Annotated in this window: 22 protein-coding genes; 17 read left to right on the forward strand and 5 right to left on the reverse strand. The window is 50.9% G+C overall.

Annotation, left to right across the window (positions count from 1 at the left end):
• Positions 1–31 precede the first annotated feature (31 nt).
• Positions 32–1,516, reverse strand: coding sequence for an aminodeoxychorismate synthase component I (pabB, locus tag E1189_RS15535; RefSeq protein ID WP_329602065.1), 1,485 nt, complete (start codon positions 1,514–1,516; stop codon positions 32–34).
• A gap of 102 nt (positions 1,517–1,618) precedes the next feature.
• Between pabB and E1189_RS15540 the strand changes: the two genes are divergently transcribed.
• From E1189_RS15540 to mmsB, 7 genes are read left to right on the forward strand one after another with little or no spacing between them, the layout of a single operon-like run.
• The gene (locus tag E1189_RS15540; RefSeq protein WP_155161247.1) at positions 1,619–2,320 is read left to right on the forward strand and encodes a GntR family transcriptional regulator; all 702 of its coding nucleotides are present in this window, start codon (positions 1,619–1,621) and stop codon (positions 2,318–2,320) included.
• Positions 2,317–3,228 carry a methylisocitrate lyase gene (gene prpB, locus E1189_RS15545; RefSeq protein WP_408014754.1) on the forward strand — a complete coding sequence of 304 codons (912 nt, stop codon included), beginning with the start codon at positions 2,317–2,319 and terminating at the stop codon, positions 3,226–3,228. The genes E1189_RS15540 and prpB overlap by 4 nt, the downstream gene beginning before the upstream one ends.
• A 38-nt stretch (positions 3,229–3,266) precedes the next feature.
• Positions 3,267–4,394, forward strand: coding sequence for a bifunctional 2-methylcitrate synthase/citrate synthase (gene prpC / locus E1189_RS15550; protein WP_155161248.1), 1,128 nt, complete (start codon positions 3,267–3,269; stop codon positions 4,392–4,394).
• A 15-nt stretch (positions 4,395–4,409) separates the two neighbouring features.
• Entirely contained in the window at positions 4,410–7,040 is a 2,631-nt protein-coding gene (gene acnD / locus E1189_RS15555) for a Fe/S-dependent 2-methylisocitrate dehydratase AcnD (RefSeq protein WP_155161249.1), read from the forward strand.
• 11 nt (positions 7,041–7,051) lie between these two features.
• The gene (gene prpF, locus E1189_RS15560; protein WP_155161250.1) at positions 7,052–8,224 is read left to right on the forward strand and encodes a 2-methylaconitate cis-trans isomerase PrpF; all 1,173 of its coding nucleotides are present in this window, start codon (positions 7,052–7,054) and stop codon (positions 8,222–8,224) included.
• A gap of 52 nt (positions 8,225–8,276) precedes the next feature.
• Positions 8,277–9,776: a CoA-acylating methylmalonate-semialdehyde dehydrogenase gene (locus E1189_RS15565; protein WP_155161251.1), complete on the forward strand. Its 1,500-nt coding sequence runs from the start codon at positions 8,277–8,279 to the stop codon at positions 9,774–9,776.
• Between the two features lie 23 nt (positions 9,777–9,799).
• Positions 9,800–10,681 carry a 3-hydroxyisobutyrate dehydrogenase gene (mmsB, locus tag E1189_RS15570; RefSeq protein ID WP_155161252.1) on the forward strand — a complete coding sequence of 294 codons (882 nt, stop codon included), beginning with the start codon at positions 9,800–9,802 and terminating at the stop codon, positions 10,679–10,681.
• A gap of 9 nt (positions 10,682–10,690) precedes the next feature.
• On the opposite strand, the gene E1189_RS15575 is transcribed toward mmsB, so the two are convergent.
• The gene (locus tag E1189_RS15575; protein ID WP_155161253.1) at positions 10,691–11,296 is read right to left on the reverse strand and encodes a hypothetical protein; all 606 of its coding nucleotides are present in this window, start codon (positions 11,294–11,296) and stop codon (positions 10,691–10,693) included.
• Between the two features lie 89 nt (positions 11,297–11,385).
• Here E1189_RS15575 and rraA point away from each other — a divergent pair, with 89 nt between their 5' ends.
• Positions 11,386–11,865, forward strand: a complete 480-nt coding sequence (rraA, locus tag E1189_RS15580) for a ribonuclease E activity regulator RraA (RefSeq protein ID WP_155161254.1) — start codon at positions 11,386–11,388, stop codon at positions 11,863–11,865.
• 17 nt (positions 11,866–11,882) lie between these two features.
• Here rraA and E1189_RS15585 read toward each other — a convergent pair whose 3' ends face one another.
• From E1189_RS15585 to E1189_RS15595, 3 genes are all read right to left on the reverse strand, one after another.
• A complete protein-coding gene (locus tag E1189_RS15585; RefSeq protein ID WP_196221467.1) occupies positions 11,883–12,920 on the reverse strand; it encodes an RING finger protein in 1,038 nt (345 codons plus the stop codon).
• A gap of 146 nt (positions 12,921–13,066) precedes the next feature.
• Complete coding sequence (locus E1189_RS15590) at positions 13,067–13,261, reverse strand: type II toxin-antitoxin system RelB/DinJ family antitoxin (RefSeq protein ID WP_155161256.1); 195 nt, start codon at positions 13,259–13,261, stop codon at positions 13,067–13,069.
• A 139-nt stretch (positions 13,262–13,400) separates the two neighbouring features.
• Positions 13,401–13,730, reverse strand: a complete 330-nt coding sequence (locus E1189_RS15595) for a MarR family winged helix-turn-helix transcriptional regulator (protein ID WP_155161257.1) — start codon at positions 13,728–13,730, stop codon at positions 13,401–13,403.
• A 368-nt stretch (positions 13,731–14,098) separates the two neighbouring features.
• On the opposite strand from E1189_RS15595, the gene E1189_RS25940 reads away from it, so the two are divergent.
• The 9 genes from E1189_RS25940 to E1189_RS15640 form a co-directional block, all read left to right on the forward strand.
• Positions 14,099–14,851: a c-type cytochrome gene (locus E1189_RS25940; RefSeq protein WP_196221468.1), complete on the forward strand. Its 753-nt coding sequence runs from the start codon at positions 14,099–14,101 to the stop codon at positions 14,849–14,851.
• A gap of 131 nt (positions 14,852–14,982) precedes the next feature.
• The gene (xthA, locus tag E1189_RS15605; protein ID WP_155161259.1) at positions 14,983–15,789 is read left to right on the forward strand and encodes an exodeoxyribonuclease III; all 807 of its coding nucleotides are present in this window, start codon (positions 14,983–14,985) and stop codon (positions 15,787–15,789) included.
• 162 nt (positions 15,790–15,951) lie between these two features.
• Complete coding sequence (locus E1189_RS15610; RefSeq protein ID WP_155161260.1) at positions 15,952–16,359, forward strand: MerR family transcriptional regulator; 408 nt, start codon at positions 15,952–15,954, stop codon at positions 16,357–16,359.
• Positions 16,360–16,390: 31 nt separating this feature from the next.
• Positions 16,391–17,545 (forward strand): isovaleryl-CoA dehydrogenase, encoded by a 1,155-nt coding sequence (locus E1189_RS15615; RefSeq protein ID WP_155161261.1) that lies wholly within the window; start codon positions 16,391–16,393, stop codon positions 17,543–17,545.
• A 53-nt stretch (positions 17,546–17,598) separates the two neighbouring features.
• A complete protein-coding gene (locus tag E1189_RS15620; RefSeq protein ID WP_155161262.1) occupies positions 17,599–19,206 on the forward strand; it encodes a carboxyl transferase domain-containing protein in 1,608 nt (535 codons plus the stop codon).
• Positions 19,207–19,217: 11 nt separating this feature from the next.
• A complete protein-coding gene (locus tag E1189_RS15625; RefSeq protein ID WP_155161263.1) occupies positions 19,218–20,033 on the forward strand; it encodes an enoyl-CoA hydratase-related protein in 816 nt (271 codons plus the stop codon).
• Positions 20,034–22,010, forward strand: a complete 1,977-nt coding sequence (locus E1189_RS15630) for an acetyl/propionyl/methylcrotonyl-CoA carboxylase subunit alpha (RefSeq protein WP_196221469.1) — start codon at positions 20,034–20,036, stop codon at positions 22,008–22,010.
• A complete protein-coding gene (locus tag E1189_RS15635) occupies positions 22,007–22,918 on the forward strand; it encodes a hydroxymethylglutaryl-CoA lyase (protein WP_155161264.1) in 912 nt (303 codons plus the stop codon). The genes E1189_RS15630 and E1189_RS15635 overlap by 4 nt, the downstream gene beginning before the upstream one ends.
• A 65-nt stretch (positions 22,919–22,983) precedes the next feature.
• A partial coding sequence (locus E1189_RS15640) for an acetoacetate--CoA ligase (protein ID WP_196221470.1) occupies positions 22,984–24,749 on the forward strand: 1,766 nt, incomplete at its 3' end.

Consider the following 24,749-nt stretch of genomic DNA (forward strand, 5'->3'; position numbering starts at 1 on the left):
TCGAGGTACAACCCAACACATGGATTATTTCTTACTCACTTTCAGAAAAAAACTCTTCTAACCCACGAATAAGGTTGCGAACTTTGGTGACAGACTCTTCATACTCGCTCTCGCATTCAGAGTCCGCAACAATCGCACCGCCACCCCAGCAGCTGATCTCCTTGCCATCGGCGACGAGTGTGCGGATGGGGATATTTGTGTCCATTCTTCCATTGCAACTGATATAGCCGATAGCACCGCAGTATACAGAGCGGGCGTCAGGTTCCAGCTCGCGGATAATTTCCATCGCCCGAATTTTGGGGGCGCCTGTTACGGAACCTCCAGGGAAAGCATCCCTCAGCAAATCAATGTTGCTGCGGTTGTCTGCAAGCTCGCCGGTGATAGTGCTGACCATATGGTGCACGTTGGCATAGCTTTCCAGGCCAAACAGAGTGGGTACACGAATACTGCCGGGTGTGCAGTTGCGGCCAAGATCATTGCGCAATAAATCCACAATCATCAGATTTTCAGCACGATCTTTGGTGCTGGTAAGCAGTTCATTGGCGAACGCTTTGTCTTGGACAGGGGTTTCCCCCCTTGGTCGTGTACCTTTGATGGGCTTGGTTTCAATTTGGCGGTTTTCTGAGAGCAACAGGCGCTCAGGTGAGTGACTCAGAATTTTTAACTGTGGGAAATCCAGATAGGCGGAAAATGGTGTAGGCGTAATTGTCCGCAGCTTCTTATAAGCCTGCCATGGGTCGCCGGAATAAGAAGCGGAGAACTTCTGGGTGAGGTTAACCTGATAGCAGTCGCCAGAGCCAATCCATTCCTGAATACGATTGAAGGAATCGTGATAACGTTCCCGCGTGATAGCTGGCTGAAAGGCACTGTCCAGACTGAATGCAGGCTGCTCGTTCTCTCGTCCACCCTTGTATTCGGATAACAGAGTTAAAATCTGCTGTTTTTTCTCTTCTTCCATGGATGGATGAAAGAACAGTTCCGTAGTTTTCTTATGGTGATCGGTTATCACCGCCCAGAGATACAGGCCCACAACCATGTCTGGCTGGTTTTGCTTCCTTGGAGGAATACGGCCAGGTTCCAGCAGGTGATTGAGTTCATAACCCCAAAAGCCTGCGAGACCACCGGCAAAGGGCAAGTGGCTGAAGTTCTGGTCTTCAAGGGTTTGCAGTTGTTGATTAAGGGTTTCAAAAATCGTGTGAGTACTGTGTGAAGATGTTTTGTTATTGTGGTCATAGACGACAATAGTCTCACCATCGACGACAGTCACCAGCTCGGGAGCTGCTGTGATAATGTCGAAGCGGCTCGCGCTGGATGTAGGCGCGGGCTGGGGTTTGCTTTTGGTGTTGTCAGAACTGTCGAGCAATAACGCATAACCAAGTGGTCGCAGAGGCTCGAGCCAGTCAGCCGGGTCGGGGCGATAGGGCAAATGAGGCACAGAATAGAACGCCTTGTAATAACTTCTGCAGGCATTGTACTTGTAGCTATAGAACAGGAAAAGAGCAGAGAGCGGAATCACGGCAGATTGTCGACAACCTTTTCTTGACGATACGTGTTTGCCGCAATAAGCTCACAGCCATCCTGAAAATAACAACAAATTGTCGACAATTCTCTGGGCGTTATGGTTGCTGGTTCTTCACGCACATTATCCGATCAGCTGTTTAAGCAATTGCAACAGGCGATAGTGCGTGGGGACATTCCTGCCAACACCCGTTTGAGTGAAACCAGCCTGGCCAGCCAGTACGGTGTCAGCCGTGGGCCACTGCGTGAGGCTATTCATCGTCTGGAAGGGCGCCGGCTGGTTGTTCGTACCCCCCATAGCGGTACCCGTGTTGTTTCCCTGAATCATGAAGAGCTGATCCATATCTATCAGGTGCGTGAGGTACTTGAGGGGTTAGCCTGCCGCCTTGCTGCAAAGAATATGACCGAAGATCAGGTAGCGGATATGTACACTTTGCTGGATGAACATAGCCAGCAGGTGGATTTTCGAGAAGGTGTCGCCTATTTCCAGGCAGAGGGGGACCTGGACTTTCATTATCGGATTGTTATGGCCTCTGGCAACCAGCGCTTGATTGACAATCTCTGCGGCGAGCTTTACCACCTGGTGCGTATGTATCGCTACCAGACCAGTACCAGCCCCAGACGCCCGGAAAAAGCGTTCCGCGAACACCGCCAGATTGTGGATGCTCTCGCCGATAGGGACAGTGAAATGGCTGAATTACTGATGCGCAGGCATATACGCACAGCTCGGTTACGCCTTGAGCGCATGCACACACCAGCGAATAACAACAAAGAATACAGTGAGAGTGGAGCCGTCTTGTGAGTAAACCTATAAGTACATTGTCCCCCGGGCATCGGTTTCGTGATGCCGTTGAAGCGAATAACCCTCTGCAGGTCGTGGGTACCATCAATGCCTACACCGCGATGATGGCAGAGAAAGTAGGCCATCAGGCGATTTATCTCTCTGGTGGCGGTGTTGCGAATGCGTCCTATGGCTTACCGGATTTAGGTATGACCTCTCTGAACGACGTACTGGAAGACGTGCGTCGTATCACGTCCGCATCCAGTCTGCCTCTGCTGGTTGATATTGATACCGGGTGGGGTGGCGCTTTCAATATCGCCAAAACCATCATGGATATGGAAAAAGCCGGTGCTGCCGCCGTTCATATTGAGGATCAGGTCGCCCAGAAGCGTTGTGGCCATCGCCCGAATAAAGCCATTGTCTCTAAAGAAGAGATGGTGGATCGGGTTAAAGCTGCCGTTGATGCTCGCACCAACGATGACTTTGTGATTATGGCCCGCACTGATGCCTTGCAGGTAGAAGGGGTGGAAGCGGCTATCGAACGTGCCTGCCTGTGTGTGGAAGCCGGTGCTGATATGATTTTCCCGGAAGCCATGCACACGCTGGAAGAGTATCAGCGTTTTGTTGAGGCGGTTAAGGTACCAACTCTGGCTAATATTACCGAGTTTGGAGCTACGCCATTATTTAACTGTGAACAGCTGGACAGCGTCGGTATTGATTTGGTGCTCTATCCTCTCAGTGCCTTTCGCGCTATGAACAAGGCGGCGTTGAACGTGTATGAGACACTGCTCCGTGACGGTTCCCAGGAACAGGTTCTGGACGCTATGCAAAGCCGTATGGAACTGTACGATTTTCTGGGTTATCACGATTACGAGCAAACGCTCGATCGGTTATTTGCTCAAGACAAAAATATACACAAAAACAAATAGCAAACAACATTCTGACAGGTGGGTGGGGAGACGAATCAATGGCTGAAGCTAAAAAGCTGAGCGGAGCAGGACTGCGCGGACAATCTGCAGGTGAGACTGCTCTGTGTACCGTAGGTAAAACCGGTGCCGGGCTGACCTACCGCGGTTACGATATCAATGTATTGGCGGATAAAGCTCAGTTTGAAGAAGTGGCCTATCTGCTGCTCTACGGCAAACTGCCTGATCAGGCTGAACTGAGTGTTTATAAAGCTCGCCTGAAAAACATGCGTGCACTGCCGTCAGCACTGAAAACGGTTCTGGAACAGATTCCTGCATCTGCACACCCTATGGATGTCATGCGCACCGGCTGTTCCATGCTGGGTAACCTGGAAACCGAACAGGGTTTTGACGAGCAGCTGGACCATATTGACCGGCTGCTGGCAATTTTCCCGGGTATGATTAACTACTGGTACAACTTCAGCCATAACGGTATTCCCATAGAGACGGAAACGGACGCTGACTCTATTGCAGAGCAGTTCCTCTGGACTCTCCACAATAAGAAACCGGAGCCTCTCCATGTGAAGGTGATGCATGCCTCACTGATTCTATATGCCGAGCATGAGTTTAACGCTTCCACCTTTACCGCCCGTGTGTGTGGCTCCACACTTTCCGATATTCATAGCTGTGTCACAGGTGCAATCGGCTCCCTGCGTGGCCCGCTCCACGGTGGTGCCAATGAAGCGGCAATGGATATGATTGAACAATGGTCGTCTGCCGATGAAGCGGAAGAGGCCATCCTCGGTATGCTGGCCCGTAAAGACAAGATTATGGGCTTTGGCCATGCTATTTACCGGGAGTCTGACCCTCGTAACGCCATTATCAAAGAGTGGTCGAAGACGCTTTCCGAAGAGGTAGGCGACACGCGCCTGTACGCGATATCCGAACGGGTTGAATCAGTGATGTGGCGGGAGAAGAAACTGTTCTGTAATGCCGACTTTTTCCACGCTTCGGCCTACAACTTTATGGATATTCCTACCAAACTGTTTACTCCGATTTTCGTTTGCTCCCGTGTGGCCGGATGGACGGCCCATGTGATGGAGCAGCGCTCTAACAATCGAATCATTCGCCCGTCTGCAGATTATACCGGGCCTGAAAATGCTGAATGGGTGGATATCGAGAACCGTTAATTGGGTCGTGTTGTTATGAATACCTTATATAGAAAGACGCTGACCGGTTCTCAGCTCAGATCTCAACTTGAGTATTATGATGCCCGTGAAGCTGTTGAAGACATTCACCCCGGTGCGTATGACAAGCTGCCTTACACCTCTCGGGTTTTGGCGGAACAGCTGGTGCGCCGCTGTGCTCCAGAGGCTTTAACTGCGTCTCTTAGACAGATTATTGAACGTAAGCGTGATCTTGATTTTCCGTGGTATCCGGCGCGGGTCGTATGCCACGACATTCTCGGGCAAACAGCACTGGTTGATCTGGCTGGCTTACGGGATGCAATAGCCGGGCAGGGCGGTGATCCCTCTCAAGTGAACCCGGTTGTACCCACCCAGTTGATTGTGGATCACTCTCTGGCCGTTGAGGCACCGGGTTTTGACCCAAAAGCCTTTGAGAAAAACCGCGCGATTGAGGAGCGACGTAATGAAGACCGCTTCCATTTTATTGAGTGGACGAAAACCGCTTTCAAAAATGTGGATGTGATCCCTGCGGGCAACGGCATTATGCACCAGATCAATCTGGAAAAAATGTCGCCAGTGATTCAGGTACGGGATAGTGTAGCCTTCCCGGATACTTGTGTGGGAACCGACAGCCATACTCCCCACGTGGATGCCTTGGGTGTGATTGCCATTGGCGTAGGCGGTCTGGAAGCGGAAACCGTAATGCTGGGGCGTCCATCTATGATGCGGTTGCCGGATATTGTCGGTGTCAAACTGGTGGGGCAGCGACAGCCGGGTATTACGGCTACAGATATAGTTCTGGCTATCACTGAATTTCTGCGCAAAGAGCGGGTGGTGTCGTCTTACCTGGAATTCTTTGGGGACGGAGCGGCAACCCTGACCATCGGCGATCGTGCCACCATTTCCAATATGACACCGGAATACGGTGCCTCTGCCGGTATGTTCTATATCGACGAGCAGACTATTGACTACCTGAAACTGACAGGCCGTGAACCTGAACAGGTGGAACTGGTTGAGCATTATGCCAAGACCACAGGTTTATGGGCTGACAGTTTAAAAGAAGCAGAATATGAACGTGTACTGACGTTTAATCTGTCTACGGTGGTTCGAAATCTGGCCGGACCATCGAACCCCCACCGTCGTCTGCCAACATCCGATCTGAATGCTCGTGGCATTGCCGTTGATCTGGAGAAAGCGCAGGCTGAAGAGGCTGAAGGTAAGATGCCTGATGGTGCAGTGATCATTGCCGCTATCACAAGTTGCACCAACACTTCCAACCCCCGTAACGTTGTCGCAGCCGGGCTTATTGCCAGGAAAGCCAACGACTTAGGATTGACTCGTAAACCATGGGTAAAGTCGTCTTTTGCCCCAGGTTCCAAGGTGGCCCGGCTTTATCTTGAAGAAGCGGGTTTGCTCCCTGAGCTGGAAAAGCTGGGCTTTGGTATTGTTGCTTACGCCTGTACAACCTGTAACGGCATGAGTGGTGCCCTTGATCCTGTGATTCAGCAAGAGGTGATTGAACGGGATCTGTATGCCACTGCGGTGTTGTCTGGAAATCGTAACTTTGATGGACGCATTCACCCCTACGCCAAGCAGGCGTTTCTGGCTTCACCTCCTCTGGTGGTGGCATATGCCATTGCCGGAACTGTGCGTTTTGATATCGAAAAAGATACGTTGGGTTATGATCAGAGCGGCAACCCCATCACTCTGAAAGATATCTGGCCCAGCGATGAAGAGATTGATGGCATTGTGGGAAAATATGTCAAACCGGAGCAGTTCAAACAGGTTTACATTCCCATGTTTGAGATGGGCAAAACGACAGAGGCGGAAAGCCCATTGTACGACTGGCGCCCGATGAGTACCTACATCCGCCGCCCTCCCTACTGGGAAGGTGTTCTGGCTGGGGAGCGTACCCTGAAAGGGATGCGCCCCCTTGCGATACTCGGTGATAATATCACGACGGATCACCTGTCTCCTTCTAATGCCATTCTTGCCTCCAGTGCCGCAGGGGAGTATCTGGCGAAGATGGGGCTGCCGGAAGAAGACTTTAACTCCTACGCCACCCATAGAGGGGACCATCTGACAGCGCAACGAGCCACTTTTGCTAACCCGAAACTGCTGAATGAAATGTGTCTGGACGACAAAGGTGAGATTAAACAGGGGTCACTGGCTCGTATTGAGCCGGAAGGTCAGGAAAGCCGTATGTGGGAAGCGATTGAAACCTACATGGCGCGCAGGCAGCCCCTGATTATTGTGGCCGGAGCGGACTACGGGCAAGGTTCTTCACGGGACTGGGCTGCCAAAGGTGTTCGGCTGGCTGGTGTCGAGGCGATTGTTGCGGAAGGCTTTGAACGTATTCATCGCACCAACCTTGTTGGTATGGGTGTACTTCCGCTGCAGTTCCATTCTGGAACCACGCGCAAGACTTTAGGGCTGGATGGCACGGAAGCCTATGACGTGGTAGGTGAGCGCACGCCGGGAGCGACTTTAACCCTCATGGTGCACAGGCACAGTGGTGAAACTGTTGAGGTGCCGGTGACCTGCCGTCTGGATACAGCGGAAGAAGTCTCTGTTTATGAGGCCGGTGGCGTCTTGCAACGCTTTGCCAAAGACTTTTTGGCTACCGCTTCTTACAGCCAGGGCGCATAAAGGGGAAGGGTATGGGTTACAAACCACAACTGAAAATTCCCGCCACTTATATGCGTGGCGGCACCAGCAAGGGGGTTTTCTTCAAGCTGGACGATTTACCTGAAGCTGCCCGTGTTGCAGGGCCAGCGCGTGATGCACTGTTATTGCGCGTTATCGGCAGCCCCGACCCTTATGGTAAACAGATAGACGGTATGGGCGGGGCAACTTCCAGTACCAGTAAAACGGTCATTCTTTCGAAGAGCGCTAAGGCTGATCACGATGTGGATTATCTATTTGGGCAAGTTTCTATCGATAAACCCTTTGTGGACTGGAGTGGTAACTGCGGCAACCTGACTGCTGCTGTGGGTGCTTTTGCTATCAGTCATGGTTTAGTGGACCGCAGTCTCATTCCTGAGAACGGGCTGGCTACTGTGCGTATCTGGCAAGCGAATATCGAAAAGACCATCGTCGCCTGTATTCCCATGAGCAATGGTGAGGCTCAGGAAATCGGTGACTTTGAGTTGGATGGCGTGACGTTCCCGGCAGCAGAAGTGCAGGTGGAATTTTTGAACCCTTCTGACGGTGAAGGTTCTATGTTTCCTACAGGGCATCTGTTGGATGATCTGGAGGTTCCGGGTATGGGGACCTTCAAAGCCACCCTTATCAATGCCGGGATTCCCACGGTCTTTGTTAATGCGGAAGATATTGGCTATGTAGGTACTGAGCTGCAGGATGCCATCAACAACGATGAAGAGGCACTGGCGCGCTTTGAGCTTATTCGCGCCCATGCCGCGCTCAGGATGGGGCTGATTAAGACCATTGGGGAAGCGGAGCAGCGCCAGCACACACCCAAGATTGCATTTGTCGCCAAGCCAACATCGTACACATCGTCCAGTGGCAAAGAGGTGAATGCTGAGGATATTGATATTCTGGTACGTGCGCTCTCTATGGGCAAACTGCACCATGCGATGATGGGAACCGCTGCTGTAGCCATTGGTACGGCAGCAGCAATTCCCGGTACGCTGGTGAATCTGGCTGCGGGGGGAGAGGAGCGAACGACAGTTCGTTTCGGTCACCCCTCTGGTACTCTTCGCGTGGGAGCTGAGGCAGAGTGCGTTAACGGTGAGTGGTGTGCGAAAAAAGCCGTTATGAGTCGGAGTGCCCGAATTCTGATGGAAGGGTGGGTTCGAGTGCCTTCAGAGTAACCTGTACCACAAAACCACCATCTAATAAGAATAAAGACTTGGAGGCTACACCATGACAAAGCGTGTTCCGTTGTTCATCAATAATAAGCTGGTTGAGTCTGACGCCAGCCAGGCGATTCCTGTTACCAACCCTGCAACCGGTGAGGTGCTGTCGGAGGCACCGTTCACGACCTCTCAGGAAATGGAAAAAGCCATTGCCGATGCCAGGACGGCATTTCAAACCTGGAAAAATGTGCCGGTCCCGGAACGTTCCCGTTTGATGCTGCGCTATCAGGCACTGTTGAAAGAGCACCACGATGAGCTGGCAGAAATTCTCAGCCAGGAAACCGGCAAGGTGTTTGACGATGCCAGGGGCGATGTATGGCGCGGCATTGAGGTGGTGGAGCAGGCTGCCAATATTGCCTCCCAGTTAATGGGAGAGTCTGTTGAAAATGTGGCGCCCAATATTGATACGGTGAGTTATATCCAGCCTCTGGGGGTATGTGCCGGTATCACTCCCTTTAACTTTCCGGCCATGATTCCCTTATGGATGTTTCCCATGGCGGTTGCCTGTGGTAACACCTTTATCCTGAAACCTTCTGAGCAGGACCCTCATACCCCTATACGCCTTGCCGAGCTGTTCCGGGAGGCCGGTGCCCCTGAAGGTTTGCTTCAGGTGGTTCATGGTGGCAAGGAGCAGGTGGATACACTGCTTAACCATGATGATATAAAAGCCGTGTCGTTTGTAGGGTCTGTGAACGTCGGACAACACGTATACCGCACAGCGACAAATAACCTGAAACGTGCCCAGTGCTTTGCCGGTGCCAAGAACCATATGGTGGTGATGCCTGATGCCAGTAAAGAACAGGTTGTCAATAATATTGTCGGTGCCTCTGTCGGCGCAGCAGGGCAACGGTGTATGGCAATCAGTGTGGTGATACTTGTGGGTGAAGCCCGTGAATGGCTGCCTGACATCAAAGAAGCACTGGCTGCTGTACGCCCGGGTGCCTGGAATGACACTGATGCGGCTTTTGGCCCGCTGATCAGCCCTCAGGCCCGTGAACGGGTCTTGTCTTTGATTCAACAGGCCAAGGAAGAGGGTGCTGAGTGCCTGCTTGATGGTTCTGTCTGTACGGTTGATGGTTTGCCCAATGGTAACTGGGTTGGGCCTACGCTGTTTTCCGGTGTAACGCCTGACATGACAATTTATAAGGAAGAGGTTTTCGGTCCGGTTTTGTGCTGTATGGAGATTGATAACCTGGATGAAGCATTAGAGCTGGTCAATAACAGTCCTTATGGCAATGGCACCTCTATTTTTACCGACAGTGGGGCAGTTGCACGCCGCTATCGCCATGAAGTGGAAGTAGGGCAGGTGGGTATCAATGTGCCGATTCCTGTCCCTCTGCCGTTCTTCTCCTTTACCGGCTGGAAAGGTTCCTTCTATGGAGATCAGCACGCCTATGGCAAACAGGCGGTGCGTTTCTATACGGAAACCAAAACGGTGACCAGTCGCTGGTTTGAAGGCGCTAGCACCAAAGCTTCTGGCCCGAATATGACCATTAACCTCAAATAATAAGAAAAGTGAGAGGGCAGGTTATGAATATTGCATTTTTTGGCCTTGGTAACATGGGTGGTCCCATGGCGGCCAACCTTGTGAAAGCCGGGCATACAGTGAAAGGTTTTGACCTTTCTCCTGCATCAGTTGAGGCTTTTCGGAAAGTGGGCGGCACGGTTGCGGACAGCCCGGCATTGGCTGTAGAAGGCGTGGATGTTGTGATTTCCATGTTACCAAACGGGCAGATTGTACGGGATCTCTATACCGGCAAGGACAACCTTTTTGGCAGGCTGTTACCACAAACCCTGGTGATTGATTCCAGTACTATCGATCTGGAAACGGCTCGGGATATGGCTGTGCAAGCCCAGAGGCAGGGGCTGCAGTTTATAGATGCCCCTGTTTCTGGCGGTACTGCGGGAGCTGTGGCAGGCACTCTGACGTTTATGGTGGGTGGTGACAGTGAAGCTTTTGCCCGCGCCCAACCCGTTCTGGATATTATGGGAGCGAATACCTTCCACGCTGGTGCAGCGGGTAATGGCCAGTTGGTGAAAATGTGTAACAACATGCTTCTTGCGGTGCATATGGCAGGTACAGCGGAAGCTTTGGCTCTCGGTGCGGCTAATGGCCTTGATCCCAAGGTGCTCTCGGAAATTATGTTGCAAAGCTCCGGGAGTAACTGGTCTTTGCAGAAGTACAACCCTGCGCCGGATGTGATGCCGAATGTGCCATCCAGTAACGATTATCAGGGAGGCTTTATGGTGAACCTGATGTTGAAGGACTTGGGATTGGCTCTCGATATTGCAAAAGGCAGCGATCAGCAAACCCCCATGGGGGAAAGGGCAAGAACTTTGTTTCAGGAGCAGAGTGAACAGGGGTTGGGGGAAAAAGACTTCTCCTGCATTTACCAGCGTTTTGTGAAGTAACGTTCCCCGTCAGGCTTTTGGGGAAGGGGGGATGCTTTTCAGCCACTCTTCCCTGAGCTGATTGGCGTGCTCAATCTCTTTAAGAGCAGCAACTTCTTTCCTCTTTTCCTGCTTTCGGCGCTCCTCGAGACATTTTTGGTCCTGTACGTCCTGATCGTGTTCTTCACGTTCTCGCTCGGCTTTACGCTCTTGCTGCTTGTCGATCTCCTTGAGCAGGGTTGAGATCAGGGTGTTGATGGCCGTTACGGCCTTTATATATTCCCCTTGATCGAAGTAATCCTCTGGGTGCATTTTGTCGGCGATACGGGCCAGCTCCAGAACGACGGTAAACGGGTCGCTATAATCCCTGCGCATTTCTGCTCTGGCAGTACTGATGGCTTCGGCCTTTTCCGTTTTCTGAACCGCTTCTTCCGCAGCTTTCTGTAATCGAGCTGCTTTACGCAGGGCTTTGCGCTCGCCGGGTGTCAGCTTGGGAGCTTTATGACCAAGACGCTTGCCAAGAAAGGCACTCTCCACTCGACGGCGACGGTAGCTGCCAATAGCAATTTTCCGCTTATGGCGGCCGGGCTTTGATTCTCCAGCAGTGCTTGGGCCATCTATTCCTGAAACTGACATAACACGCTTTCCCTGCTTTTCTAACGGCTTAGGTTCCAGTATAAAAGGCTCTTTACGTTTAACGAATAATCATAAAAGAGAGAGCTGTAATGACGTATGTAACGCCAGACCTTTGTGACGAGCACCCGGATCAGGTCGTAGCAGCCGCGCCAGGATTCCGGAATTTTGGCGGAGTATTGTCCTTTGGCGGTAAAGTCGTCACTGTGAAATGTTTTGAAGATAACTCACGGGTAAAAGAGCTGGTGGACGAAGACGGTACCGGCAAGGTCATGGTGGTGGATGCTGGTGGTTCTATGCGCCGGGCGTGTCTGGGAGATATGCTGGCAGAGAAAGCCGTAAAGAATGGCTGGGCCGGCATCATTATGTACGGCTGTGTCCGGGATGTAGATGTACTGGCGGAGCTACCTCTAGGTGTGCAGGCGCTGGGGGCACATCCCATGAAAACCGATAAGAAAGGTATTGGAGAAGTGAATATCCCGGTCACCTTCCATGGCGTGACCTTTGTACCCGGCTCCTATGTGTATGCCGATAACAACGGGATTATTTCTTCTCCACTTCCACTGGTATAACGAAATCTCAATAAGCCCTAGATCAGGATTCTGATACGAGTAGGGCTCATCATCAAGCTATCTCCCAGCCAGAAATTTCCCACGGGTTGGGGGAAACCAAAATATCCTCCGAAAGCAGATCCGCATGTTGGGCGAGCACAGGGAGTACTGAACTGCAGAGCATTCAGCATATTGAATGTGTCAAACAGGCCGAAGCTAAGACGCGGACGAGGTGTAAACGCAGGCATAGCCAGGTTGTAGTGGAACATCGGCGCAGTGGTATTTCTGCTGGGAGCGTGCGAAATGTAGCTGCTGTTATCGTCAATACGGCTCCGGTAAGATTCCGTTGATCGCGATAAGCGCTGGTATGTGCGTAGTGGCTGTTGTTCTTGCCTATGTCTACGGCGGCTTTGATTCCCTGTACGGTTACGTGATTCTGACCTGTGCTCATGTGTGCACCGCCGTGGACTGGATGCCTCAGAAAGCAGTCGGCCCACCAGACTACTCAGACTGCCAGGTGCTCTTTCCTGCCTGACTACTCTATGAGGGAGGGAGGGGAAGCCAAACAGCATTGAATACAGGTCCAGATCGTTGGCTCTTGCAGTAGAACGGGCTGCAGGCCGCGTCTGATCGGGGTGAGACGCTCGCTGGTGGAGTTCGGCTTCCCATAGCATCTGGTTTTCTTCACTGTTGACATCGTGGTGGCCATTTTCCAGATCATCACGAAGAACACTGTTCATATTCTCAACGGCTGAAATTGGCTTGAGATCCGTTCCCAGTTTGCGATTGATATTGTGGAGCACATGAGGCTCAACACCGTGTCGACAGGTTGGACACTCTGTTTTCATCCTCAGGAAGCCTTTGCTTTCTCTGGATCCAACGGCACAATCCTTGTGGAATGTATGGCCACAGCTTAAGCGAACATGGCGACCATCCCGGGTTAAACCGAAGCGCTCATTGGCGTTTTGAGTGTTATCTACCGGAGAGATATTGTGCATATCTTCCAGGCAAATAGCACAGCTCTCACCGCAGGATGGTGTGGATACTGGACGAGTAATAGATGATGGACCTGACATAATGTGATGACTCCCTGAATTCATGAACAAGTGGTGAATGCATGATTAGACAGAGTAAGAGGGGAAAGTTGCCGGTAAATAACAGTTTTGTCAGGAATAATAACAAAGAGCCTGAGAATCAGGCTCTGGCCAAGAGTTACCAGCCTTTAATAAGGATGATCCTGAGAGGGTTCTTCCTCAGGAATGACGACATCAAAGGGGAGCCCTTTACGGAGAACTATCTGGCTGAAATACAGATTAATTGCCTGGGAGGTATTTAATCCGAGCTGTTTGAGAATACTTTCAGCATCCTGCTTGAGCTCTTCACTGATGCGTGCACGAACAGTTGTTTCCTTGGCCATGGGGGTTCCTGTAGTGTGAGGCACTTTTTAATATAGTTTGCCAGAAAACGGTGAAAAAGCTATGGATGATCAGAAGAGAGCTTTGAGAGAAGGCCTCTGAGCCCTCGGGGAAGGGCTCAGGGCAATAGGCTGGAACTGGTTATTTCACAGACTTAATCTGTTGCTTCAACTTATCAACCAGCTTCTTGCCTTTCGGGCTGAGGCTAAGGCGGAAATAGCGGCCATCGTCCTCATGCTGTACTTTTTTCAGCAAGCCGAGACCTGGACGGTCGTGACGACCTTCGCCCAGACGCTTCACACTAACGGCGATATCGCTGGGAGTGCCGCAATCCAGTTTACCGTCATTCACCAGGTCAGTAATGGTTTCACCGGGGTTTTCAGCAACAACCAGCAGAATCTGCCACTGAATGATTGTCAGAGGCTGAGCCTGCATAATACCGGTGAGCTTAATTAGTCCTTTGAGTGTCATTTTTAAACCCTCTTTGTATGTGTCTTCCCATGACATTTATTACGGGTATGAGTCAGCCAAAAACGACGTGGTGAGAACCTGTTGGCTATTACCTGTTCTTTTTACGTTCTTATTGTTCTTAATCACTATGGCGAAATAGCGATTCACAGCTCCGCCAATTCTCACCATGCTTAAATACTAGACAGAAGCTGACTCTATATGCAAACAACTTCATAAAAAAATCTGCTTTTGTCGTACGACTATTTACTGCTGAATTATAAATAAAACAAAAATAGCCAAAATCATCTAGCTTTATGGTGAAATTAAACGAGCAAATAAAGGCGTCCAGGATGAGGTATCCAATAATAATACGGGTGTGGTGTTCTATTGTGTGTCTTCTATCTGGATTATTGCAGGCTGATCAGCTGGAGTTTCGCGGCACGGATTATAACAGGGTGGTTTCGCTGGAAGAGATGAAGCAGAAGCTGCAAATTCACCGAATCGCCCTTTATGACCCTTATTATAAAAAGCAGAAAACCTATAAGGCTTTCAGGCTGGATGAAGCCTTAGCCCTCGGGTATCCATTTCCCCTGAATCAGGACACCCTGACATTCTATGCACAGGACGGTTACAACCCGACACTGTCATCAGGCCTGAACAGAAAGGGCGGCTGGCTGGCTATTGAGGATTTAAGCTGGGAAGGCGGTTGGGAGCCCAGGGGTGGCGCGAAGACTATGGGGCCGTTTTATCTGGTTTGGGCGGGTGACCATGAAAGAGCTGAGGTGGGGTATCCGTGGCCAGCACGGCTAGTTGCTATCGAACTGGGGAATTATCAGGACAAATACGCCCATGCCGTGCCCAAGCAAGCTCCCAGAGATTCCAGCGTTTATAAAGGCTATGAGCTGTTCCGCCATCGCTGTATGGTGTGCCATGGGCTGAACCGCCACGGTGGAGATAAGGGGCCGGATTTATTGGCTCCCAGAGCGATTGTGTCGTACCGCTCCCAGGAGTTTTTGAAAGAGTTTATCAAACAGCCATCAGCATTTCGTTACTCGAAAATGCCGGGTAACCCGGATTTGAGTGATGGTGAGATTCAGGCATTGTTGGATTATCTTGGCTATCTGGCTCAGGATTCGGAATGATTCAAAATGCGCATAATGTATATTATGTTAAAAAAGCAATGATCGGCTGAGGGGCTCCTGATTCTTCTTGCCTATAGCGTCATTGTCCTGTTCAATCCCCAAACAAAGGTGGTGCCAGGAATATAATTGTTATGAAAATCATCTCATTCAATGCCAACAGTATTCGCATGCGAATACATCAACTGGAAGCATTGATTCAAACCTATCAGCCCGATGTAATCGGCATTCAGGAAACCAAAGTCTCCGATCCTGACTTCCCTGTTCAGGAGATTGAAGCACTGGGCTATCATGCCACTTTTCATGGTCAGAAAACCCATTATGGTGTCGCTACACTGACCAGGGAAAAGCCTGTGGCTGTACAGAAAGGGTTTGAAGATGAGCCGGAAGATGCTCAGCGTCGCATGGTGATGGTTGATCTGCCCTATAAAGGAAGCACTATCAAAATTATCAACGGCTACTTTCCTCAGGGGGAAAACCGTGATCATCCTGAGAAGTTTCCTAACAAAACACGATTCTATGAGAACTTGCAGTCGTTTCTGGAAAACAGCTGTAAGCCCGATCAGCCTATTGTTGTACTGGGGGATTTCAATATTTCACCAGAAGATACCGATATAGGCATAGGCCCGGACAATGCCAAGCGCTGGTTGAAAACCGGCAAATGCAGCTTCCTCCCCGAAGAACGAGAGTGGTATCAAAAACTATTGAACTGGGGACTGACCGACACCTATCGCCATCTTTACCCAACGGCAGCGGAGCATTTCAGCTGGTTTGACTATCGCTCACGAGGCTTTGAGCGTGACCCCAAACGTGGTTTGCGTATTGATCATATTCTGGTGACGGCGACCTTACTGATGAACTGCACGGGTGCCGGTGTGGATTACGATGTGCGAGGAATGGATAAACCATCAGATCACGCTCCTGTCTGGGCACAGCTATAAACGACACTTTTGCAAGAAACACAGATTGATAGCTTTTTCAGCAAGCCTGGGACTAGATTTCAGGCTTATTTTTTTATTTACAGGCTTACGTTTACGTAAAGGTTATTAGTGCATACAATGACGCTATAAAAATAATAATGGCTTTTGACAGGGTTCCTTTTTATGAGTGCAGAGACTCTCAGCGCATCTGGAAAAACCTATTCCATCTCGGATCTGGCCCGTGAGTTTGATGTCACGCCACGCACCATTCGTTTCTATGAAGAGCAGGGGCTGCTCTCCCCTGCCCGCCGTGGTCAAGTACGCATTTATGCGCCGGGCGACAGGGTTCGTCTAAAGCTGATTCTGCGGGGTAAACGTCTTGGTTTTACTTTGGATGAGTCGAAGGCACTTTTTGACCTATATGACCCTGATAGCGGTAACCGTCGTCAGCTGAACACCATGCTGGCAACGATCGAATCCCATCGTGCTAACCTCGCCCAGCAGCTTCATGATATTCAAGTAATGGTGCATGAGTTGGATGATGCGGAATCTCGCTGCAGGCAGGCACTTAAAGACATCCAAGAACAATAAAAACCACACAGAGGGTAAAACCGTGATCGCAATGACTGATCTGAATTTTGGCCTGGGTGAAACCATCGATATGTTCCGCGAGCAGGTACGGCAGTTTGCTAAAGCCGAGATTGCCCCCCGGGCGGCGGAGATCGACAGAGACAACCGTTTCCCCATGGATCTCTGGAAGAAATTTGGTGATATGGGCCTGCTGGGTATGACTGTGCCGGAGCAGTACGGAGGTATTGGTCTTGGTTACCTGGCTCATACGGTGGTGATGGAAGAGATCAGTCGTGCATCAGCCTCTGTGGCTCTGAGCTACGGCGCCCATTCAAACCTTTGCGTCAATCAGATTCGTTTAAATGGTACAGAAGAACAAAAACAAAAGTACCTTCCTGATTTGGTCAGTGGTGACAAGGTCGGCGCACTGGCAATGAGTGAGCACAACGCTGGCTCTGATGTCGTAAGCATGGGCTTGCGGGCGGAAGACAGAGGCGATCACTTTGTTCTTAACGGCAGCAAGATGTGGATCACCAACGGTCCGGATGCGGACACGTATGTCATCTATGCCAAAACCGCACCGGAAAAGAAAGCCCACGGTATTACTGCCTTTATTGTGGAGCGGGATTTCACTGGTTTCTCTCGTTCACCCCACCTGGACAAGCTCGGCATGCGCGGTTCAAACACCTGCGAGCTGGTGTTTGAAAACACGCCTGTGCCAAGGAAAAATATTCTGGGAACAGAGAATGCAGGCGTGAAAGTGCTTATGAGTGGTCTGGACTATGAGCGAGTGGTTCTGTCCGCTGGTCCCACCGGTATTATGCTGGCTTGTCTGGATGCGGTGTTGCCCTACATTCATGAGCGCAAACAGTTCAGTCAGCCCATCGGAGAGTTCCAATTGGTACAGGGTAAGGTGGCCGATATGTACAGCACAATGAATGCCTGTCGCTCTTATCTTTATACTGTCGCCAAAGCTTGTGATCGTGGAGAAACGACCCGCAAAGATGCTGCTGGAGTGATTTTATACTGTGCCGAAAAGGCAACCCAGATGGCGCTTGATGCCATTCAGTTGTTAGGCGGCAATGGTTACACAAACGAGTACCCAACCGGTCGTTTGCTCCGCGATGCCAAACTTTATGAGATTGGTGCGGGCACATCAGAGATTCGTCGTATGTTGATTGGTCGTGAGCTTTTTGCCGGAAAATAGTATCTGAGCTGTTTCTATATAACGTATAAAAAGCAACAGGAATTCAAAAGACTATGCCCGTTATCTCAAGTAAAATAGACATATCGTCGTCTGAATATGAAAGTAATCGTAATGATATGCTGGCGCAGATAGAGGCGATAGACCAGCTTTCTCTTACCATTCAGGACGGTGGCCCGAAAGCATCCCGTGATCGTCATGAGTCCCGGGGTAAGCTACTGGTGCGGGATCGCATAAACGCCCTGCTGGACCCAGGCTCACCGTTTCTTGAAGTGGGTCGTTTTGCAGCTCACGATGTGTATGGTGAAGACGTTCCTGCGGCGGGAGCGGTAGCCGGTATTGGGCAGGTATCTGGCAGACTCTGTATGATTGTTGCTAATGATGCCACGGTAAAGGGCGGTAGTTATTATCCCCTGACGGTAAAAAAACATCTCCGCGCCCAGACCATTGCAGCGGAAAACCATTTGCCCTGTATCTATCTTGTGGATTCTGGCGGAGCCAATTTGCCCAGACAGGACGATGTATTCCCGGACCGGGAACATTTTGGGCGAATTTTCTTTAATCAATCGAATATGTCCTCCCAGGGGATCGCCCAGATTGCTGTGGTTATGGGCTCTTGTACGGCAGGTGGCGCCTATGTGCCGGCTATGGCAGATGAGAGCATTATCGTGCGCAACCAGGGTACGATTTTTCTGGCAGGGCCTCCGCTGGTTAAAGCCGCTACGGGCGAGGACGTGACAGCGGAAGAACTGGGTGGAGCTGAAGTTCATGGCAAGGTATCCGGTGTCGTGGACTATATTGCCGAAAATGATCATCATGCTTTGCAGCTGGCCCGGCAGTCTGTGGTTCGACTGAATACAGCCCCTCCCCCTCTTCCCGATAAAATCGAAGCCCAACCTCCCAAATTGAACCCGGATGAACTGTGCGGTGTTATCCCTGCCAGCCTGAAAACCCCCTATGATGTACGGGAAGTGATTGGACGTATTGTGGACGCCTCAGAGTTTGACGAGTTCAAGGCAAACTTTGGCACAACTCTGGTCACCGGTTTTGCACGCATCCATGGTTACCCCGCAGGCATTGTGGCCAATAACGGTATTCTGTTTTCTGAGTCTGCTCAAAAAGGCGCGCACTTTGTAGAGCTGTGTTGCCAGCGCAAAATTCCTCTAGTGTTCCTCCAGAATATCACTGGCTTTATGGTGGGTGCTCGTTATGAAGCAGGCGGCATTGCCAAGCATGGTGCCAAGCTGGTTAACGCCGTCTCCTGTGCCAGGGTTCCAAAGCTGACGGTGATCATCGGTGGTAGTTTTGGAGCGGGCAACTATGGCATGTGTGGTCGAGCCTATGATCCGCGCTTTCTGTGGAGCTGGCCAAACGCTCGTATTTCTGTCATGGGTGGTGAACAGGCCGCTGGGGTGCTGAGTATGGTGAAAAGTGCATCGGCTAAAAAGAAAGGTCAGCCCTGGACGGAGGATCAGGATCAAGCCTGCAAACAGGATGTCATCGACGACTATGACCGGAAAGGTCACCCTCTTTACGCCAGCGCGCGCCTCTGGGACGACGGTATTATAGATCCCAGAGATACCCGGGACGTGCTGGGTTTGAGTTTGGCCGCTGCCTTGAATGCACCGGTTGAAGAGACCCGTTTTGGCGTGTTCCGCATGTGAGGTAAATGATTATGACGAATGACACCCATACCTCACCAGTACAAACGACTGTCAGTGAAGGGATTGCCCGACTGGTGCTGAATCGCCCCCAAAAGCGTAATGCCTTTGATGATGCCATGATTGCCACCATCACATCTGCTTTGCAGGGCTGGCATGACGACGACACTATCCAGGCACTGGTTATTTCAGCACAAGGCGACACCTTTTGTGCAGGGGCTGACCTTGGCTGGATGAAGCGCACAGCCAAACTGGACTATGAGGCCAATCTGGCTGACGCCCAGGGATTGGCTCAGATGATGAAGTTGCTGGATAGCTTCCCTGCTCCCGTTATTACGTTGGTACAGGGCTCTGCCTTTGGTGGTGCTCTTGGCATTATCTGTACCAGCGATATTGTGCTGGCAAGCACTGATGCTCGCTTCTGTCTGAGTGAAGTCAAACTTGGCATTATCCCAGCCGTTATAAGCCCTTATGTGGTGCGAGCGATGGGGGAACGCAATGCACGACGTTATATGCTGACGGCGGAGTTGATCTCAGCTGAGTCGGCTCTCTCCATGAATATCATTCATCACCTGTTCGATGAGCAGGCTGATGCTGCCAGTGCCGTTGAAAAGCTTGTTGCCACCATTCGCAACAATGGCCCTGAAGCAACACGTGCCTGTAAACAGCTTATTGCTGATATATCCGGACGAGAGATTGATGATGAACTTCTGCAGCTAACCAGCAACGCTATTGCTGAGATTCGCAATACACCAGAGGGGCAGGAAGGTCTCGGAGCCTTTCTGGAAAAGCGCACACCAAGCTGGCAAAAGCAGGCAGGAGAAGAATAGATGATGACAACACTAACAATAAAAAAGCTGCTGATTGCTAACCGTGGCGAAATTGCCTGCCGAGTTATTAAAACAGCCAAGGCGCTAGGTATAGAAACAGCTGTTGTTTGCTCGGAACCTGATGCAAACAGTCTGGCGGTTGAAATGGCTGATGCCTGCTTTGTGATTGGTTCAGCACAAGCCAGTGCCAGTTATCTGGATCAACAAAAAATTGTTGATACGGCTAAACACTGGGGTGCGGATGCTGTTCATCCAGGCTACGGTTTTCTTTCTGAAAACGCTGAGTTCTCTAACCTGCTGGCTCAGAACGATATTGTGTTTGTCGGCCCCCCTGACAGCGCTATGGAAAGCATGGCGTCCAAAAGTGAAGCTAAACGTTTGATGGAGCAAGCTGGTGTTCCATTGCTTCCCGGTTACCATGGGCTGGAACAGGATGATGAAACCCTCAGACAGGCCGCTGCCGATGTTGGTTATCCAGTGATGCTGAAAGCCGCCGCCGGTGGTGGTGGCAAGGGTATGCGTATTGCTTATTCCCCTGATGATTTTCCGGTCACACTCGATGGAGCCCGCCGTGAGGCAGAGAAAGCCTTTGGTGATACCACTATGCTGGTCGAGAAATACCTGGCTGCTCCACGGCATATTGAAGTTCAGATTTTCTTTGATCAGGCAGGACAAGGAGTTTATCTGTTTGATCGGGACTGTTCCATTCAGCGACGTCACCAAAAAGTAGTGGAAGAAGCACCGGCTCCAGGGCTGTCGGATGAGCTTCGTAAAACCATGGGGGAGACGGCCGTAGCTGCAGGGCGTTCCATCGGTTATGTAGGGGCAGGAACGGTTGAGTTTTTGTTGGATACCGATGGCGAATTTTACTTCATGGAAATGAATACCCGCCTGCAGGTAGAGCACCCGGTTACCGAGATGATCACGGGTCTGGACCTGGTGGAGTGGCAGCTTCGTGTTGCACAGGGTCACCCCCTGCCCTTATCCCAGCATGAGCTTAAGGTGTCCGGTCACTCCCTTGAGGTGCGTCTGTATGCGGAAGAACCTGAGCGTGATTTTTTGCCAGCAACAGGCACAATCCAAACTCTGAGCTGGCCTCCCGTTCAGCCCTGGCTGCGTGTAGAAACAGGCGTACGTGCTGGCGATGAAATCACCACATGGTATGACCCCATGATTGCCAAGCTGGTCACCTGGGGCCATGACCGTGAACAGGCGACAGAGCGCCTGGTTCAGGCTCTCGATCAGACTCATTTAACCGGTTTAACCAGTAATCGGGATTTTCTGCTGCGCACTCTTCGCCAGCCTGCCTTCAGTGAGATACCGGATACCGGATTTATTTCCCATAATCAGGAGCAACTTTTTGGTGTTGAACCACAAGAGCGCTTGATGGCCATGGCAGCGGCCACATTACTGGCTCACTCCACAGCTGCTGATAACTCTCCGTGGCATGCTGGTAGTGGCTGGCGGTTAATGGGGCAAAAACAGTGGTATAGCTGCTGGCAGTGTGAAGGTGAACATTACAGTGTAAATATTTCGTTTGATGCTCGACGGGGCTGGGCGTTAAAAGTGAATGGTCAGATCACGGCTTTCGATAACATATTTATTGAGAATAATGCCGTAGATATAACGTTTGCTGGAAAGCAAAACCACATTGCCGTTTATGCAAACGCTGATGGTGGTGTGACTGCCATATCCCCTGCCCTGACATTACCTCTCTCTCAGCCGGATTATGCTGTGGCAGAAGCAGATGAAAACGATCTGACTGCCCCTATGAACGGTCGTATTGTAGCGGTCATGGTCAGAGATGGTCAGGCAGTGGAAGAGGGTGAGCCTCTGGTGGTACTGGAAGCCATGAAAATGGAGCAAACCATTCGTGCCCCCCATAGCGGCATTATCGATCAGATTCTCCATCAGGCCGGAAGCCTTGTGGAAGAAGGTGCGCCGCTTCTGAGTTTCTGTGAGGAATCTGAATCATGAGCTTGCCAGGAGCAGTGACGCTTGTTGAAGTGGGCCCAAGGGATGGGCTGCAGGGCCAGAAAACAGTATTGTCTGTTGAACAGCGGGTTGCTTTGATTTCCAGCCTTGCTGCCAGCGGTTTAAGCCGTATTGAGGCGGGCAGTTTTGTGAACCCCGAACGTATCCCGGCTATGCGGGATACGGATCAGGTACTGGCTCGGCTTCCGGCAACAGCAAGTGTTCGTTATTGCGCCCTGACCCCAAACATGAAGGGCCTTGATGCAGCTTTAGAGGCAGGTGTAAAAGAAGTTGCAGTGTTTACGGGTGCTTCAGAAACCTTTACCCAGAAAAATATTCAATGCTCTATTGCTCAAAGCCTTGAGCGGTTTCAGCCCCTTATCGAAAAAGCCTCTCAGGCCGGTGTATTGGTACGAGGATACCTATCCTGCACCATGGGTTGCCCCTATGAGGGGAAGGTTGCTCTTGATCAGGTAGCCAGTCTTGCCTGGGAGTTACACCAGATGGGTTGTTATGAAATTTCCCTTGGTGACACTATCGGTGTAGGTAACCCTGTTCGGGTACGCCAGTTGATTGAAAAAATAACACGGCAGTTATCGGTTGAAGTGCTGGCAGCCCATTTTCACGACACCTATGGGCTGGCCATGGCCAATCTGTATGCAGCTATGGAGTCTGGTATTACCATTATCGACAGTGCTGTGGCTGGTTTAGGGGGCTGTCCTTATGCTAAGGGCGCTTCTGGCAATGTTGCGACAGAAGACGTTTTGTTTATGTTGAATGGCCTGGGCATTGAAACAGGTGTGAATATGGACAGACTGCTGGATGTGAATACTCTTGTTTGCAGTCAGGGTGATTTTCCGAATTTTTCTCGTACAGCAAAAGCTTTGTTAACGGCACGGGAAAGGTTTTGAGGTGAATGTCAGTAATATCAACTAACTCACTGATTTATAAATAGAATAAGATGAAAGAGTCGCTTATGTCAGAGAAGCCTTTATGGACTCCATCACCGGAGCATATTTCGCAGACTCAGCTCTGGCAGTTTCTGCAATCGGTTAACGACACCTTTGATAAGCAGTTTGCCAGTTACGATGAGCTTTATGCATGGAGTTGTGAGAGGCGGGAAGAATTTTGGCCTCACCTTGCCCGCTTTATTGAGCTTCCACTTTCCGGTTATACGTCTGTGGTTGATGAGTCGGATGGTATGTTTTCTGCCAAGTGGTTTTCCGGGGCCACTATCAACTATGCTGAACACCTCCTGCGTCACCAAGGCTCGGAAACAGCCATCATTTTTCGAGGAGAAGACGGCAGTCGCCGTGAGATGAGCCGTAACCAATTGAGGGAACAGGTTGGTCGTACAGCCAATGCTCTGCGCAAAGCAGGCATTACTCAAGGTGATCGGGTTGCGGGCTTTATGCCCAATATGCCGGAAACGGTTATTGCTATGCTGGCCACTGTCAGCCTTGGTGCTATCTGGTCGTCTTGTTCTCCGGACTTCGGTAGCCAAGGAGTATTGGATCGATTTGAGCAGATTGAACCCAAACTGTTGATTGCTGCTGACAGTTATCACTACAACGGCAAACCTATTGATTGCCTCCCCCGCATCGCAGAACTTTCTGAGCGGCTTCCCTCTGTTGAAAACATTGTTGTGGTTCCTTTCACAGGGCATATGGACGCTGAGTATCAACAAGGCGTTGCCTGGAGCGATTTCCTTGATAGTAATAGCTCTCTCTGTTTTACACAGGTGCCTTTTGATCACCCTCTCTGCATTCTCTACTCCTCCGGTACCACTGGCGTTCCCAAGTGTATTGTACATGGCCATGGGGGAACGCTGTTACAGCATGGTAAGGAACTGGCACTGCACACAGATCTGCGTCCGGGGGAACGCTTTTTCTACTTCACCACCTGCGGCTGGATGATGTGGAACTGGCTGGTCTCTGGTTTGATGACTGGCGCAACTTTGGTGCTGTTTGATGGTTCACCCTTTTATCCGGGGCCAGAGGCTCTTTGGAGGATGGCGGAAGAGGAGAATGTTTCTGTATTGGGTACCAGTTCTCGCTATCTGGGGGCTTTGCAGAAATCTGGCTTTGAACCGATTAAAGAGTGCTTTCTTCCTAATCTGCGTACTGTTCTCTCCACCGGGTCTCCCCTGCCCCACGAGGGTTTTGAGTTTGTTTACCGCTCTATCAGGAGTGATGTGATTCTGTCGTCCATATCTGGTGGTACCGATATAGTCTCCTGCTTCGCTCTGGGTAACCCTGTAAAACCGGTTTATCGCGGACAGTTGCAGTGTCGTGGGTTAGGGATGGCTGTGCAGTTCTATGGTGATACAGGCCAGTCTGTGACCGGTGAACGTGGTGAACTGGTATGTTTAAAAAGCTTCCCCAGTCGCCCTGTGATGTTCTGGGGAGACAAAGATGGTAGCCGGTACAGGAAAGCCTATTATTCCAGTTACAAAAATATCTGGACCCACGGTGACTACGGTGAACTGACCGCTGAGGGTGGAGTGATTATCCACGGCCGCTCCGATGCTGTATTAAATCCCGGCGGCGTGCGTATCGGCACTGCAGAAATTTACCGGCAGGTGGAAAAGGTCGATCAGGTGCTGGAGTCGTTAGCTGTAGGGCAACGTAAAGACGATGATGAGCGGGTTGTGCTGTTTGTTCGACTGCGTGACGGTATCAAGCTGGATGATGTGCTGCAAACCTATATTCGCAAAACTATTCGTGCCCATGCAACACCGCG

The organism is Parendozoicomonas verongulae, assembly GCF_009711465.1.
In the GTDB taxonomy this organism is placed as follows: Bacteria; Pseudomonadota; Gammaproteobacteria; order Pseudomonadales; family Endozoicomonadaceae; genus Sansalvadorimonas; species Sansalvadorimonas verongulae.